The organism is Pseudocolwellia agarivorans (genome assembly GCF_002000085.1).
GTDB lineage: Bacteria > Pseudomonadota > Gammaproteobacteria > Enterobacterales > Alteromonadaceae > Pseudocolwellia > Pseudocolwellia agarivorans.
In genome coordinates this window covers 200391-214595 of record NZ_MUZU01000002.1, presented here as the reverse complement: position 1 = coordinate 214595, position 14205 = coordinate 200391, and the positions used below count along the sequence as shown (strand labels likewise).

Genomic DNA, 14205 nt, shown 5'->3' with positions numbered 1-14205 from the left:
AGATTTTTAAGGCAATTGCTTATAAATGATGAGTTATTGGCTTTTTTCGTATTAGGTTTAGAGGAATTAAAGTAATGCAAAACAATAAAATACGTTGGGGAATTATTAGCACAGGGACAATTGCTGGGCAGTTTTGTGCAGATATGTCGTTTGTTAATAACGGTGAGTTAGTTGCTGTAGGCGCAAGAAATATAGAAAACGCACGTAGTTTTGCTGATAAATACAATATCACTAATGCTTATGAAGGTTATCAGTCAGTTTATGATGATCCTAATGTTGATATTGTTTACGTAGCAACGCCTCATAATTTTCATTTTGAGAATGTTCGCGATGCGTTAATGGCTGGAAAACATGTAGTGTGTGAAAAGCCTATTACAGTCAGCCCTGAAGAAAGTAAGCAATTATTTGAACTAGCTAAAGAGAAAAAGCTGTTTTTAATGGAAGCCATGTGGACTTTCTTTTTACCGGCGATAATACAAGCTAAGCAATGGGTAGAAGAAGGGCGTATTGGTAAAATTAAACAGATAAAAGCTGATTTCGGTTACCCAATGCCTTATCAACTAGAGTCGCGCGTATACCGTGAAGATCTAGCCGGTGGTTGTTTGTTAGACATGGGTATTTACCCGCTAGCTATTTCAACATTCTTTACCGAAAAAACCATTGAAAACGTTTATGTAAAACCTCAATTTGCTCCAAATGGTGTTGAAGACGATCTGATCATTTTAGCTGAATCTGGTGATGTTCATTTAACACTAGGCACCTCATTTCAATGCAAACTTCATAACTGGGCAGTCATTATTGGTGAACAAGGCTCCATTGTTATTCCAGATTTTTGGAGGGCTAGCAGTTGTGAGCTTTATCATTCAGACAATTTAGTAGATAGCTTTCAAGACAATCGTACAAGCCAAGGTTTGAACTACGAAGCCCAAGCTGCTGGCGAAGCTGTGTTAGCTAAAAAGCTAGAACACGAACAAATGCCACATGCGGTAAGCCAAGAACTACAAGAGCAATTAGCGCGAGTTAAAAGCAAATACAAAAAACTGGCTATATAAGCAAAATATCAATAAAAGATCGGGGAATTTAGATGAAAAATAATAATGATAATACCGTCCCAGTTGATGGAGCTGCTCAACTAGAGCCATCAATGAAAGAGAACAAAGGTTTTATATTTTTAATATGTGTTGTGGCTACCATAGGAGGTTTCTTATTCGGTTTCGACAGTGGTGTTATCAATGGCACCGTTGACGGATTAAAAGCCGCGTTTAATTCAGACAGCGTTGCGACTGGTTTTAACGTAGCAAGTATGTTGTTAGGTTGTGCAATTGGTGCCTTTATGGCGGGTAGCTTAGCTGATAAATTAGGTCGTAAAACTATCCTTATTATTACTGCGGTATTATTTATTGTAAGTGCCTACGGTTCAGGTATTTCTGTTACCTCATTCGAATTTGTTATTTACCGTATTATTGGTGGTTTCGCGGTAGGTGCAGCTTCCGTTTTAGCTCCGGCTTATATCAGTGAAATAGCACCTGCTAAATATCGTGGTACGCTTTCATCTATTCAACAAGTGGCTATTATTTCAGGCTTGTTTTCAGCCTTTGTAAGTAACTATTATTTAGCTGATATTGCCGGTGTTTCAACCGCTATTTTGTGGATGGATTTTGAAGCATGGCGCTGGATGTTTTGGATTGAATTAATTCCAGCCTTCGTTTTTTTATTAGCCTTATTTTTTATACCAGAAAGCCCTCGGTTTTTAGTATTAAAACAACGTAATGAGTCAGCCTTAAACGTGTTAAAGCGTTTATACGGCGACGATTACGCACAAGGTAAATTAACTGAAATTGAAAACTCTTTTGCGCAAGACAAACACGAACCTAAATTTACCGACTTATTAAATAAAAAAACCGGTGGAGTGCGTAAAGTTGTGTGGGTGGGGCTAGGTTTAGCTACATTGCAGCAATTAGTGGGTATTAATATTGTTTTTTATTACGGAGCGGTGCTTTGGCAAGCGGTTGGTTTTTCAGAGTCAGACGCGTTATTAATTAATATTTTAAGTGGTGGTGTAAGTATAGCTGCCTGTTTATTGGTTATGTATTATATTGATAAAGTAGGCAGAAAACCTTTATTAATGCTGGGTTCAATCGGAATGACCATCACCTTATCAATTCTCGTTATTTCATTTATGTCGGCGGATATTGATGAGTCTGGCGATTTAATTTTAGGTTCAATGGGTGTTGTTGCGTTAATTTCAGCTAATGCTTACGTATTCTTCTTTAATTTGTCTTGGGGCCCTGTAATGTGGGTGTTATTAGGTGAAATGTTCCCTAACCAAGTTCGTGGTTTAGGTTTGGCGGTAAGTGGTTTTACACAATGGACAGCAAACTTCGCTATCACCATGATGTTTCCTATTATGCTGGCTTCCATTGGCTTAGCTGCAACGTATAGCTTTTATGCCTTATGTGCAGGGCTTTCAATCATATTTGTTCTTAAATTTGTAAGCGAAACTAAAGGTAAAGAGTTAGAGCAGATGGACGGTCTGTAATACTTATTTTAAACCCGAAGATTACACCTTAATAAAATAAACATTTACATCAGGTCATTAATCCAGTTAACGCGATATAAAATAAATCATTTTATATCGCGTTAACTCTACCTGAATACCCAACGGATAATCTTATGAAACAATCAAAACAAAATTCTTATAAACAAGCGATATCTAAAAGTGTATTACTCACCAGCTTAACCCTTGCTATGAGCATGAATGTTAATGCAGCAAGCGGCAAACCTGAAGCTGAACCAGAACAGCCACAAGTTAAAACTGAGGTTAACTCTCAAGTTGAAAACCCTGAACGTTTCCCACAAAACCCATTAATTACCCATATGTATACGGCTGATCCATCTGCCCATGTATTTAATGGCAAGTTATATATTTATCCGTCTCATGATATAGAAAGTGGCGTAGTGAGAAACTCGTCAGGCGGGCATTTTGATATGCGCGATTATCACGTGTTTTCAATAGACGAAGTTACTGAAAATACAAAAGTTGTTGACCATGGCCAAGCTTTACATGTTAGCCAAGTACCATGGGCAACTAAACAAATGTGGGCACCGGATGTAGCAGAAAAAGACGGTAAGTATTACTTATATTTTCCTGCAAAAGACAAAGACGATATTTTCAGAATAGGTGTTGCCAGTGCAAACACACCAACAGGACCATTTGTACCTGAAGCTGAACCTATTAAAGGGACTTACAGTATTGACCCATCAGTATTTCAAGACGACGACGGATCATATTATCTGTATGTTGGCGGTATAATGGGTGGACAATTACAAAGATGGCAAACCGGAAGCTACATAGAAGAAGATAAATATCCGGCTGATAACGAACCCGTTTACATGCCCAAAATAGCTAAACTCAATGCTGATATGAAAAGCTTAGCGCAACCATTACAAGACGTAATATTACAAGACGAAAACGGAAAACCTATTCTACAAGGCGACTTCGACCGCAAGTTTTTTGAAGCCGCTTGGGTACACAAAATTAAAGACACCTACTACTTTAGCTATTCAACAGGCCATTCTCGTTTTATTCAATATGGCACATCAAAAAGCCCGTACGGACCGTTTATTTGGAAAGGCAAAGTACTAGAACCGGTTTTAGGTTGGACAAACCATCACTCAATTGCAGAGTTTAATGGTAAGTGGTATTTGTTTTTCCACGACAGTTCGTTAAGTGGCGGAAAAACCCATTTACGCAGCATAAAAATGGTAGAGTTAATACATAACGAAGACGGCACAATTGAAACGGTTGATGCTTATTTGGGTGAGTTAGATAAATAACCTAACGCAAGTTACTCACGAGAAAACTAGGACAAATTATGAAAAACTTACTTTTAATCACATCAATTGCAGTAACTAGCTTTGGTTGTTCACAAGACAATACTGCAGCTGAAAACGTTGCTACAAGCTCAGTGAATAATACTTCGGTAAATAGCTTAGCAAATCAAACGCAATCCAAGCTTTTTACAATGAATGATAAAGCCTTAACCGATAAAAGCGACATCATCAATTTACCTAATGTTGAAAGAGCTATTATTGCTAATGCCGATTTTACATTACATGAAGAAAGTGCAGAGCATGCGACTTTTTACGATGATCCAAAAACTGACTCGCTAAGTATAGATGCCGCTAATTTAGCTTTTCGTACTAAATACGCAAAAGCTAGCTACACAATAACTGAAGCCGAAGCAGGCAGCTTTGAGTTAGGTTTTGTTGCATTGTCTGAATTCGACGGCGAAAGCAACTACAAGCTCATGTTAAATGGCGAATTAGTTGGCGACTTTACCAATCCACGAACAGAGCTAGACTTCCATGAAGTGTATTTTAGAACGGGCCAAACAGTAACATTAACAGCAGGCGACGAACTCACCGTAGAAGCGATAGCTGCCTCTAACGGAGAAATACCAGAAGACGGAGGTTATGCTTGGGCAAGAGGCCGTTGGAGAGCTGTAACTCTTTTATCAAACGCTAATTAATAGGCTTAAAAGTTTCAATTATCATTATTGAAAAGGCTTGTTAAAGCTGGCCATTGCAGTTATTTATAAATGTTGGCCAGCTATCATATTAAAAAAACCAGCTTGTTGGGTTTTCAATGGCTCTGTTAGAGTCAAGTGCTTTAAGTCCTTTTACTGAACGTATAATTAACCATACAACCCAAAATAAAAGAATAAACCAACCAATTAATACTAACGAAAGTAATGAGCCTAAAAACATATAAAGAGCGCCAATCCAAAAGGTTCGGATCTGAAATTGGTAATGTGTTTTTAACCATTGTGAAGCGTCATCTTTATTCACATAAGCCATAACTACACCAATTACTCCGGTGATGCCAAAGAAAAGCCCAATCAAATAAAGTATGTAAATGATTTTAGCGGTATTTTTACTTGACGGTTCATTTTCTAGTATTTCTTCACTCATGCTTACTCCTTTTGGAATGACTTTGTGCTGTGATTAGTTAACTTTACCTTTAAAGCTTTCTAGCTTACTTACATCATCAATTTTAATTGCTGTACCACTTACGAATGGAGCAGCCCAAGAAAATGCAGAAACAGTTCTCCCACCTTTAACATTAATAACGGCATTAGCGCCTACTTTTTTCGCTTCATCTGCAATTAAAGGATATAAGGTTTCAACTTTATCATAGCCTTGGCGGGCATTGGCTTTAACGTTGCCGATAACCGTATAACCGACACTTTCAGGAATTGTAGCTGTGGTCATATAGATAGGCCCTGTAACGCGCATATTAGTTTCTACGTAGGGAGCCGAAGATGAAGATACGGTTTTACAGCCAGTTAAGAATACAGCGACTAAGGCGATAGATGAGAGTAATTTAGTGTTCATAAATATTTTCCTTTTATTTTATGATGGTTTTTAATTTAATGAGAGCCGTTAATAAGAACTGATTTAGTTCGTTATATTGGGCTCTAGTATTAGCTATTTATTGTTGATAGAAATATCAAGGGAAGGTTCGTTTGTGATGACTTCCGCTGTAACACCTTCATTAGCTAGGAAGCAATATAGCTAATTTATTACTTACACTCAATCACTTACTATTGAATAGCTTTAACTTTAGAGCCGCTATGTATACAAAGTTTAAAGTTAATACCCTGAAGCTTTATCAACTACATTTCTAAGTTCATTACCTTGTTGATACAGGGCTAAGTTGTCTAACGCTACATCTCGCCATGTTTTCATTACATCGTTATAGGTGCCGCCAACATGTGGCGTAATGAGTAAATTAGGCGCTGTCCATAGAGGTGATTCTTTATTTAATGGCTCTTCTATGGTTACATCGATTGCTGCACCATTCAGTTTTCCTGTTGCTAAAGCATTAACCAAGGCCGTTTCGTTAACTGCATTTCCACGACCAATATTAAAGAAAAAGCCTGGCTTTGGCATGGCTTCAAAAAACGCATCATTAAATAAATGCGTTGTTTCGTCGGTGCGCGGTAAGCAGGTAATAACGATATTAGCTTGCTGAGCTGCAATGCCTAGCTCATCAATACTATAAAGTTTACTTACGTTTTTAACGCTTTTGTTGATATTTTTACGAACACCAATAATGTTTACACCAAAAGGAAGTAAACGATTAATAATCGCTAAACCTACAGAACCAAGCCCAACCACTAAAACGGTTTTACCACGAAGTTGAAACAAGTTGTCGCAGTTGGTCAGGCTGGTTTGCTGCCACTGTTTTTTACTTTGACTATTAACAAATTGTGGAATACCGCGGGTAATACTAAGTACTAATGCCATCAGGTGATCAGCAACAACATCGTGATGATCGTCCGAGCAGTTAGTTAATAAAAAGGGAGCCTTAATTAAATAAGGGTGACTAATTAGCCACTCAACTCCTGTTCCAAATTGTTGGAACCAAATTAGCTTTGGGAGTAAAGCTAAATGCTCTCTTGGAAAATCGCCTAAAACTATGTCGATGTCAGAAGCGTTTTCTAAAACAAGGTTAATATCTGTAGTTATTAGAACGTCTCTGTTTCCGGCATATTCATGTAGTTTTATGTTGGCAGCCGTGTCCATAAACTTAGCGTCTATCCACATTAAAAGTTTCATTGTTGTACTGCCTTATTCGGTGGTTGTGTTCATTGTTTTTGACCATGTGTAGTCAAGTTTATAAAAATTCAATAATACGTACGCAATTAAAGCACCAATAGCTGGGCTAGCAGCAAAGATAATAATAATGCCATCAAGTGAAGACTGAGTTTGTTCTACATTGGCTTGATAACCATATCCTGCAAGCATCCAACCAGTTAGTGCTCCACCAATAGCAATACCAAATTTTAAGCTAAGTAAGTGTCCTGAAACACTCATTGCCATTGGTCCATTGCCAGACTTCTTCAAACTATAATCTACAGTGTCAGGTACTGCAGAGAACAATAAAGGAATAAATATCATATGAAAAAACTGTGTTATTAGCGTAACAGAAAGAGCTAGGTATACTTTGTCTGCAGGTACAAAATAAAGTATGGCGCTTGTTGTTGTTATACCTAAACAAGCAATTTTCATTAACTTAACTTTACATATAAACTTTATTGCCCAATTCGACATCAAAGCACCTAATATGCCACCAAACATGCTGGCGGTAATAAACAAGCTTACAAGTTCCTCATGTTTTAGGTAGTAAGTCACGTAATACGCCATAACACCGCCACGCATAGCTACGGTGATCAATACAACAAAAGTGACTGCGGCTAATACGCGCCATTGATCATTTTTTAATACAGCAAATATATCCGTTTTAATTGGAGCATTTTCGGTAACTTCTTGCGCACGTTCTTTCGTAAAAAGAAAACATGCGATAAAACAAGCCATAGCAACTAACGACAACACTGTCATCGCTAAACTAAAACCAAGTTGTTCATCGCCTTGGCCAAAATAAGCAACAAGGGGCAGAGTCAGTAGGGCAACAATAAGTCCGCCCGCTTTAGCCATAGCGAAACGCCAAGCTTGCACTGAGGCTCTTTCTTGTATGTCTGTTGTGAGTATTCCACCTAATGCGGAGTAAGGAATATTAATGGCCGTGTACGCTAGCATCATTAAAGAATAGGTAATGTAAGCGTATATAAGTTTATTTGCATGAGAGGTATCAGGCGTTATAAAAGCAATAATGGTGAGTAATGAAAAAGGTATCGCCATCCATAATAAATATGGACGATAACGGCCCCAACGAGACTTTGTTCTATCAGCTAATGCACCCATTAACGGATCTGTTATTGCGTCAAACGCACGTACAACTAACATTAACGTACCGGCTTCTGCTGCGGTAATTCCGAATACGTCAGTGTAATAAAACATCATAAAGGCGATAACAACTTGGAAAACTATGTTGCTGCCCGTGTCACCTAAACCATAGGCGAGTTTTTCTTTGGTTGTTAACTTTGTTGTTAAAGGGGGTGTAGTTGCCATGTTGGTTGTTCCTAGCTTTTGATTATTATTGTTATTTTATGAGTACGTGTTTTTATTGTTTAATGGTCACGTTTTTACCTTTTGCTCTGGTAACAAAAAATTTCATTGGAACATCGCCTGTATTGAATATACCGTGCATGTCCCAAGGTGATGCGAACAGTACATCGCCAGCTTTAGCTGGTGTTTCAACCCCGTTTAATGTCCAAACACCCGAGCCTTCTATAATTAATAAATATTCTTCGTCTTCGTGTTTATGAGCGGGATGAATTTCATGGCCTGGTTCAATTATGGCTATTCCAACAATGGCTTCTTTTGTTGTTGTGGTATCGCCCATAAAATAGGTATGGAACACACTGTGGTCGTATGGAGTTTTATGAGCGTTTTCAAAACTTACAATGCTTGATTGAATTGTTGCTTTTTGTTCTGTAGCTTTTTCTGTATTGTTTGTTTTATTGGTAGCGATAGAAGAACACGCACTCGCTAATGTAAATGAAAGTGTTAAGCCAATAGCTTTTAAATATGTTTTATTGTTCATGATTCAGTGCCTTTTTCTTGTGATAATGTGTGTTGGTATAAATTTTCTGCTCTGCCTTGCGTATTGGTTTTCACTGAAAACAAACAACCAGCCAAAGGTTGTTTAGCTTTATCTTCATCAGACAAATATTCAGACGCTGTTGTTATAAATAAAGTATCTAAATTTTCACCACCAAAAATACACTTAGTTACTTGTGCAACTGGTAACTCAATATGTTGCAGTAAAGTGCCGTCAGGTGAGTATTGGTTAACACCCCAACCACCCCAAAGTGCAACCCATAAATTACCGTTTTTGTCTAAGCACATGCCGTCGGGATAGGTGCCTTCTTTATCAAAATGTAAGAAAGTTGAACGACTAACAAAATTGCCTTTTGCATCAAGCTCGCAACGATATATTTTTTGATTAACTAAGGTGTCGGTGTGATACATAACGCTTCCGTCAGCGGTAAAGCATGGGCCATTCGTGCAATAGTAGTTATCGTCTTGCAGGCTTGGTTGTCCGGTTTCATCAAAGCGGTATAGCGAACCTAGGGCATTGTTCATTGGGTCGTCAGTGTGCATAGTGCCAGCCCAAAATTGCCCATGAGTATCAACAGCGCCATCATTAAAGCGAATGGTTGAATAATCTAAGTCAGGCGCCGCTATTTTTTTGTGTACACCGTTGACCAGATCTAAAGCGTAAAAACCATCGTAAAATGTTCCGACTAAGGTGTTGTCAGTGGTAAAACCTATACTGGTTAAACTTTGTTGTAGTGGCCAAGATTCAGTCACGTTATTTTTATTGCGATAAACGATATTGCCTAAAATATCGGTCCAATAAAGGGCTTGTTCGGCAACTGACCAAATAACACCTTCGCCTATTCGACAATGGCTTTTGTGTACTAATTTGGCGTTCTCGTTAGTGATTGGCTGTGACATATACATCCTTAACTTTGATTTTTTAAAACCTTCTTTTTAGAGAAGGTTTTAAACGTTTTACAATAAAGTATTGCAGGGCAGCTTAAATAGCTTTTGCAGTAAATTCGCCATTTACGCGACGAACAATGTTATAAGGATTTGTATCTTGTAGCTCTGTTGGTAATAGTTGTTGGGGTGTATTTTGGTAAGCAACAAAACGGGTGAATCTATGAATTGCGTCAATACCTACACTGGTTGTAGCACCATTTGACGAAGCAGGGTAAGGGCCACCATGATGCTGCGAACCACAAACTTCAACACCAGTAGGGAAACCATTAAAGATAATACGTCCAGTTTTTTGTTCCAGTAAAACAAGTAGTTCTTTAACTAAAGCGTTGTCTTCATCAACGGCGTGTATGCTGGCAGTTAAGTTACCTTCTAATACTTTAGCTATTGCTAAAAATTCAATTTCATCGTCACATTCAACCACTAAAGTTGCAGGACCAAATACTTCATTTTGTAATTGTGGATTTTGTAAGAAAGCACTTGCCGCTGTTTTTAATACAACGTTTGGTGGTAGTAAAGCATTGTCGATTGACGAGGCTAAGCTGGTTTCATTTTTATTAACCCATTCAACGTCACCACTTGTAATAAACTGTCCAACACCTTTTAAAAACGCTTGTCCGATACCTGCATTTAGCATTAACCCTTTCGCATTAGCATTCATTGTTTCAGCTAAGGTACTAACAAAAGCGTCGTTCTTTTGAATAACAATAACGCCTGGCGATGTACAAAATTGGCCTGTTCCCATACATACAGAACCAGCAAGCGCTTGAGCAAGGGCTTCGCCCGATTTATCTAGTGTGTTTTTAGTGAAAAACATTGGGTTAACACTGCCCATTTCTGCATACACAGGAATAGGTTTAGCTCTTTTAGCTGCGGCGTCCATTATTGCTCTACCGCCGCCTAAAGAACCTGTAAAACCAACCGCTTCAGTGAATGGATGACAAACCAGTTGTACGGATAATGGAATAGCGTTGCCTTGCAGTAATGAGAAAACACCTTTTGGAAGTTCACAACGGGCAATAGCGTTACTAATCGCATAAGCCATGAGTTCGTTAGTCGCAGGATGAGAAGGATGACCTTTAACAACAACTGGATTACCCGCCGCAAGTGCTGAAATGGTATCTCCACCTAACGTGCCAAAAGCAAACGGAAAGTTAGACGCGCCAAATACGGCAACAGGCCCAATAGGCTTTAACATTTTACGTAGATCTGGCTTAGGTAAAGGAGCTCGATCAGGTATCGCGGTATCAATACTGGCTTGTGTCCAACTCGCGTTTTTAACTATTTCAGCAAAGGCTTTAATTTGGCCTGTTGTGCGACCACGTTCACCAGTTAATCTTGGTAAACCTAATCCAGATTCTTTGTCGCATACGGTAAGTAATTGATCGCCTAATGCTTCAATTTCTTCAGCGATAGTTATTAAAAATTCAGCATGTTTTTCTGGCGAGAGCTGGCTAAAAACCGGATACGCATCTTGCGCGGCTTGCATAGCGTTATTTACGTCAACTTCAAGGCAATTATTGTGATCAGCTAATAATTCTTGAGTAGCTGGGTTTTGAGCATTAAACGCTTCACCTTGTGGAGTAACCCATGATCCGGCGATATATGATTGTTGTGTTAGCTTGTACATAAGTTGAATATTCCTAAATTTGGTTCAGTAAACAGAGTGAATTTATATTCAAATAAACCCGATTAAAGTAAGTTACGTTGTGCTAGGTTCTTGATTAGTGCGCTAATACCAAACTCCCAAGGTGGAATTTGGTCTGAAAAGTGCACTTTGTTTTGTAAAGCGCCAAGCTTGCTTGCGGATATAACAACAAGATCGTCAGGTTTATGTGTAAAGCCTTTACCCGCTTCGTCTCTATCTTGTGTTGGTGTAAATAAAGTTCCGGTAAATAGTGCAAAACCATCAGGGTATTGATGCGATGTTGAAATCGTTTGTGCGACAAGATCTTCAATATCTCGGCTGATTTGCGTCATATCATTGGTGGCTTCAAGCTCGTAACCATCGTCGCCTTTTACCTTCAATGTTACTTGAGTTGATTTAACATCGTTAAGGGTAAAGGTTTCATCAAATAAACGAATGAATGGCCCAATAGAGCATGACGCATTGTTGTCTTTTGCTTTACCTAAAAGTAGAGCGCTTCGGCCTTCAACATCACGTAAGTTAACGTCGTTTCCTAACGTTGCCCCAACAATGGTTCCTTGGTTGTTAACGGCAAGTACCACTTCAGGTTCAGGGTTGTTCCAGCTTGATATAGGGTGAATACCGACTTGTGCACCCAAACCAACAGACGACATAGATTGCGATTTAGTAAACACCTCAGCATAAGGGCCAATGCCTACTTCTAAGTATTGCGACCACATGTTTTCTTTGATCAATACTTCTTTTAGCTCTAATGCTTCAGGAGAACCGGGCACTAAATTTTCAATACTTGATCCTATGGTTTCATCAATTTTAGAACATATACCTTTGGCAATTTCTGGGTTGCCGTTAGCTTTTTCTTCTATAACTCTTTCGATCATCGAACAAACAAAGGTTACGCCACACGCTTTTATTGCTTGTAAATCAAAAGGCGCTAAAAGGTGTAAATAGTCGGTATTACATGGATAATTAATGGAGTTAGCTATAAGGGTTTCAACACTACCAATAACAGGAAAGTTACCGGCTAATAATGCTTGCTTGGTAATACCTTTATTCAGAATTTCAGAACAAGTTGGCGCTAATGAAGATAAGTCGTAAACGTTTGAATCGTTCAACCAGATTGGCGACGGGCCACCACAATTGGCTGTGCTTTTTGTTAAATTAGCCGGTATCCAAGCTCTACCAATTAAGGTGCCAGCGTATTGATCTGATGGTAAATGTTGCTCTAATTGCATAATAATTATCTTCTGTTTGTTCTAAGTTAAATGATGTAAACGCTTTTTTGTGAGTAACAACTAATGATTGTGCCTAGGTAATTTTTTAGAAATACCTTGATACTTAGTGGCAAGCTCGATAACCGCACCTTGTGATAAATCGCCAACCGTATCGCGGTAAATTTCTTGCCACGGTGTTTGTGATTTTGGTGGTGTAACCTGTGTTACTGATTTACGGCTTTCAAATTCACCTTCTGGCAGTAATACGTCGCAGGTGCCTTTGTTCATGTTGATACGTAACATATCGCCTGTTTGTAGGTAGGCTAAGCCGCCACCAACAGAACTCTCAGGAGAAACATGTAAGATAGAAGGGCTGTCTGACGTGCCCGATTGGCGACCATCTCCCAACGTAGGTAAGCTGGTGATGCCTTGTTTAATTAAGTAATCAGGTGGCTGCATGTTTACAACTTCAGCCGAACCCGGCCAGCCAATTGGGCCTGCGCCACGAATAACTAAAATACAGTGAGCATCAATGTTCAATGCCGGATCGTTAATGCGTTGATGATAATCTTCTGAGTCTTCAAAAATTATTGCACGCGCATCAAACACGCCTTCGTTACCTTTTTCAGAAAGAAAACGTTGCGTAAACTCAGGCGAAATAACACTGGTTTTCATAATGGCGAAATCAAAAAAGTTACCAGAAAACACAGCAAAGCCGGCATCTTTCAACATAGGTTCATCAAACGACTTAATCACTTCTCTGTCGATTTTAGGTAGGTTTTGTAAGTTTTCTGCTAATGGCTTGCCCGTAACGGTTAATACATCGCCATTAAGTTTATTGGCGTTTAATAATTCCCACATAATGGCAGGTACACCACCAGCTCTATGAAAACGTTCGCCTAGGTATTTACCTGCGGGTTGAACATTGGCCAGTAACGGAATAGGTCGTGCAAGTTCATTCCAATCTTCAGCGGTTATTTCAACACCTGCGTGTCGAGCCATTGCCATAAGATGCGGTTGTGCATTGGTTGATCCACCTAAGGCTGAAATAACTTTCATGGCATTAACAAAAGCGTCGCGTGTTAGTATTTTTGACGGCGTTAAATCTTCATAAGCCATTTCTACAATACGAACACCAGTTCGATAAGCCATTTGACCACGTTCTTTGTACGGAGCAGGTATGGCGCCACAACCCGTTAACGACATACCTAAAGCTTCAGCAACTGAGTTCATGGTTAATGCGGTGCCCATCGTATTGCAGTGTCCGGCAGAAGGGGCAGAGTCCATGGCTAAATTAAGAAATTCAGTTTCATCAATTTCTCCGGCTGCTAAACGCTTTCTTGAGCGCCAAATAACGGTACCAGAACCTACTAATTCACCATCGTGCCAGCCATCAAGCATTGGACCACCTGATAAAACAATAGCTGGAATATCAACAGTAGAAGCCGCCATTAAGCTTGACGGTGTCGTTTTGTCGCAACCTGTGGTTAATACAACGGCATCAATTGGGTAGCCAAATAAAATTTCTACTAAACCTAGGTAAGCTAAGTTACGGTCAAGTGCAGCAGTAGGGCGTCTACAATTTTCAAAAATAGGATGCGCTGGAAATTCAATCGGTATACCGCCTGCTGCTCTTACGCCATCTTTAACGCGTTTAGTTAGTTCAAGATGAATGCGATTACATGGCGCTAAGTCGCTGCCTGATTGCGCAATACCAATAATAGGTTTACCCGAACGTAGCTCTTCAGGTGTAATGCCGTAATTCATAAAACGCTCTAAATATAAAGCCGCTAAATCAATATGCTCTTTATTATCAAACCAATCTTGTGAACGAAAACGATGTTGTTTATTTAATTTCATTTGTTTGTCTTT

General features: G+C 39.1%; 13 protein-coding genes. 4 read left to right on the top strand and 9 right to left on the bottom strand.

Annotated elements, in window-relative coordinates; translation table 11 throughout:
* Positions 1 to 74 precede the first annotated feature (74 nt).
* The 4 genes from B0X80_RS04030 to B0X80_RS04015 all read left to right on the top strand — a co-directional run bounded on the left by B0X80_RS04030 (position 75) and on the right by B0X80_RS04015 (position 4532).
* Positions 75 to 1052, top strand: a complete 978-nt coding sequence (locus tag B0X80_RS04030; protein ID WP_077338528.1) for a Gfo/Idh/MocA family protein — start codon at positions 75 to 77, stop codon at positions 1050 to 1052.
* A 92-nt stretch (positions 1053 to 1144) separates the two neighbouring features.
* Positions 1145 to 2539 carry a sugar porter family MFS transporter gene (locus B0X80_RS04025; RefSeq protein WP_089024839.1) on the top strand — a complete coding sequence of 465 codons (1395 nt, stop codon included), beginning with the start codon at positions 1145 to 1147 and terminating at the stop codon, positions 2537 to 2539.
* A 134-nt stretch (positions 2540 to 2673) separates the two neighbouring features.
* Entirely contained in the window at positions 2674 to 3837 is a 1164-nt protein-coding gene (locus tag B0X80_RS04020) for a glycoside hydrolase family 43 protein (RefSeq protein ID WP_077338526.1), read from the top strand.
* 38 nt (positions 3838 to 3875) lie between these two features.
* Entirely contained in the window at positions 3876 to 4532 is a 657-nt protein-coding gene (locus B0X80_RS04015) for a hypothetical protein (protein ID WP_077338525.1), read from the top strand.
* A gap of 88 nt (positions 4533 to 4620) precedes the next feature.
* Here B0X80_RS04015 and B0X80_RS04010 read toward each other — a convergent pair whose 3' ends face one another.
* The 9 genes from B0X80_RS04010 to B0X80_RS03970 all read right to left on the bottom strand — a co-directional run bounded on the left by B0X80_RS04010 (position 4621) and on the right by B0X80_RS03970 (position 14193).
* The gene (locus B0X80_RS04010) at positions 4621 to 4974 is read right to left on the bottom strand and encodes a DUF4870 family protein (protein WP_077338524.1); all 354 of its coding nucleotides are present in this window, start codon (positions 4972 to 4974) and stop codon (positions 4621 to 4623) included.
* Between the two features lie 33 nt (positions 4975 to 5007).
* Positions 5008 to 5397: a hypothetical protein gene (locus tag B0X80_RS04005; RefSeq protein WP_077338523.1), complete on the bottom strand. Its 390-nt coding sequence runs from the start codon at positions 5395 to 5397 to the stop codon at positions 5008 to 5010.
* A 258-nt stretch (positions 5398 to 5655) separates the two neighbouring features.
* The gene (locus tag B0X80_RS04000) at positions 5656 to 6624 is read right to left on the bottom strand and encodes a D-2-hydroxyacid dehydrogenase (RefSeq protein WP_077338522.1); all 969 of its coding nucleotides are present in this window, start codon (positions 6622 to 6624) and stop codon (positions 5656 to 5658) included.
* A gap of 12 nt (positions 6625 to 6636) precedes the next feature.
* On the bottom strand, positions 6637 to 7977 hold the full coding sequence (locus tag B0X80_RS03995) for a glycoside-pentoside-hexuronide (GPH):cation symporter (RefSeq protein ID WP_077338521.1): 1341 nt from the start codon (positions 7975 to 7977) through the stop codon (positions 6637 to 6639).
* 52 nt (positions 7978 to 8029) lie between these two features.
* Positions 8030 to 8512, bottom strand: coding sequence for a cupin domain-containing protein (locus tag B0X80_RS03990; RefSeq protein WP_077338520.1), 483 nt, complete (start codon positions 8510 to 8512; stop codon positions 8030 to 8032).
* Positions 8509 to 9429, bottom strand: coding sequence for an SMP-30/gluconolactonase/LRE family protein (locus B0X80_RS03985; protein ID WP_175623869.1), 921 nt, complete (start codon positions 9427 to 9429; stop codon positions 8509 to 8511). Before B0X80_RS03985 ends, B0X80_RS03990 begins: the two co-directional genes overlap by 4 nt.
* Positions 9430 to 9511: 82 nt before the next feature.
* Positions 9512 to 11104, bottom strand: a complete 1593-nt coding sequence (locus tag B0X80_RS03980) for an aldehyde dehydrogenase (NADP(+)) (protein WP_077338518.1) — start codon at positions 11102 to 11104, stop codon at positions 9512 to 9514.
* A gap of 62 nt (positions 11105 to 11166) precedes the next feature.
* Positions 11167 to 12354 (bottom strand): fumarylacetoacetate hydrolase family protein, encoded by a 1188-nt coding sequence (locus tag B0X80_RS03975; protein WP_077338517.1) that lies wholly within the window; start codon positions 12352 to 12354, stop codon positions 11167 to 11169.
* A gap of 60 nt (positions 12355 to 12414) precedes the next feature.
* A complete protein-coding gene (locus tag B0X80_RS03970; RefSeq protein WP_077338516.1) occupies positions 12415 to 14193 on the bottom strand; it encodes an IlvD/Edd family dehydratase in 1779 nt (592 codons plus the stop codon).
* Positions 14194 to 14205: the final 12 nt, after the last annotated feature.

Coding starts and splice junctions, on each gene's coding strand:
- B0X80_RS03970 (WP_077338516.1), bottom strand. CDS start 14,193: ATGAAATTAAATAAACAACATCGTTTTCGTTCACAAGATTGGTTTGAT.
- B0X80_RS03990 (WP_077338520.1), bottom strand. CDS start 8,512: ATGAACAATAAAACATATTTAAAAGCTATTGGCTTAACACTTTCATTT.
- B0X80_RS04005 (WP_077338523.1), bottom strand. CDS start 5,397: ATGAACACTAAATTACTCTCATCTATCGCCTTAGTCGCTGTATTCTTA.
- B0X80_RS04020 (WP_077338526.1), top strand. CDS start 2,674: ATGAAACAATCAAAACAAAATTCTTATAAACAAGCGATATCTAAAAGT.
- B0X80_RS04030 (WP_077338528.1), top strand. CDS start 75: ATGCAAAACAATAAAATACGTTGGGGAATTATTAGCACAGGGACAATT.
- B0X80_RS04015 (WP_077338525.1), top strand. CDS start 3,876: ATGAAAAACTTACTTTTAATCACATCAATTGCAGTAACTAGCTTTGGT.
- B0X80_RS03995 (WP_077338521.1), bottom strand. CDS start 7,977: ATGGCAACTACACCCCCTTTAACAACAAAGTTAACAACCAAAGAAAAA.
- B0X80_RS03980 (WP_077338518.1), bottom strand. CDS start 11,104: ATGTACAAGCTAACACAACAATCATATATCGCCGGATCATGGGTTACT.
- B0X80_RS04010 (WP_077338524.1), bottom strand. CDS start 4,974: ATGAGTGAAGAAATACTAGAAAATGAACCGTCAAGTAAAAATACCGCT.
- B0X80_RS03975 (WP_077338517.1), bottom strand. CDS start 12,354: ATGCAATTAGAGCAACATTTACCATCAGATCAATACGCTGGCACCTTA.
- B0X80_RS04000 (WP_077338522.1), bottom strand. CDS start 6,624: ATGAAACTTTTAATGTGGATAGACGCTAAGTTTATGGACACGGCTGCC.
- B0X80_RS03985 (WP_175623869.1), bottom strand. CDS start 9,429: ATGTCACAGCCAATCACTAACGAGAACGCCAAATTAGTACACAAAAGC.
- B0X80_RS04025 (WP_089024839.1), top strand. CDS start 1,145: ATGAAAGAGAACAAAGGTTTTATATTTTTAATATGTGTTGTGGCTACC.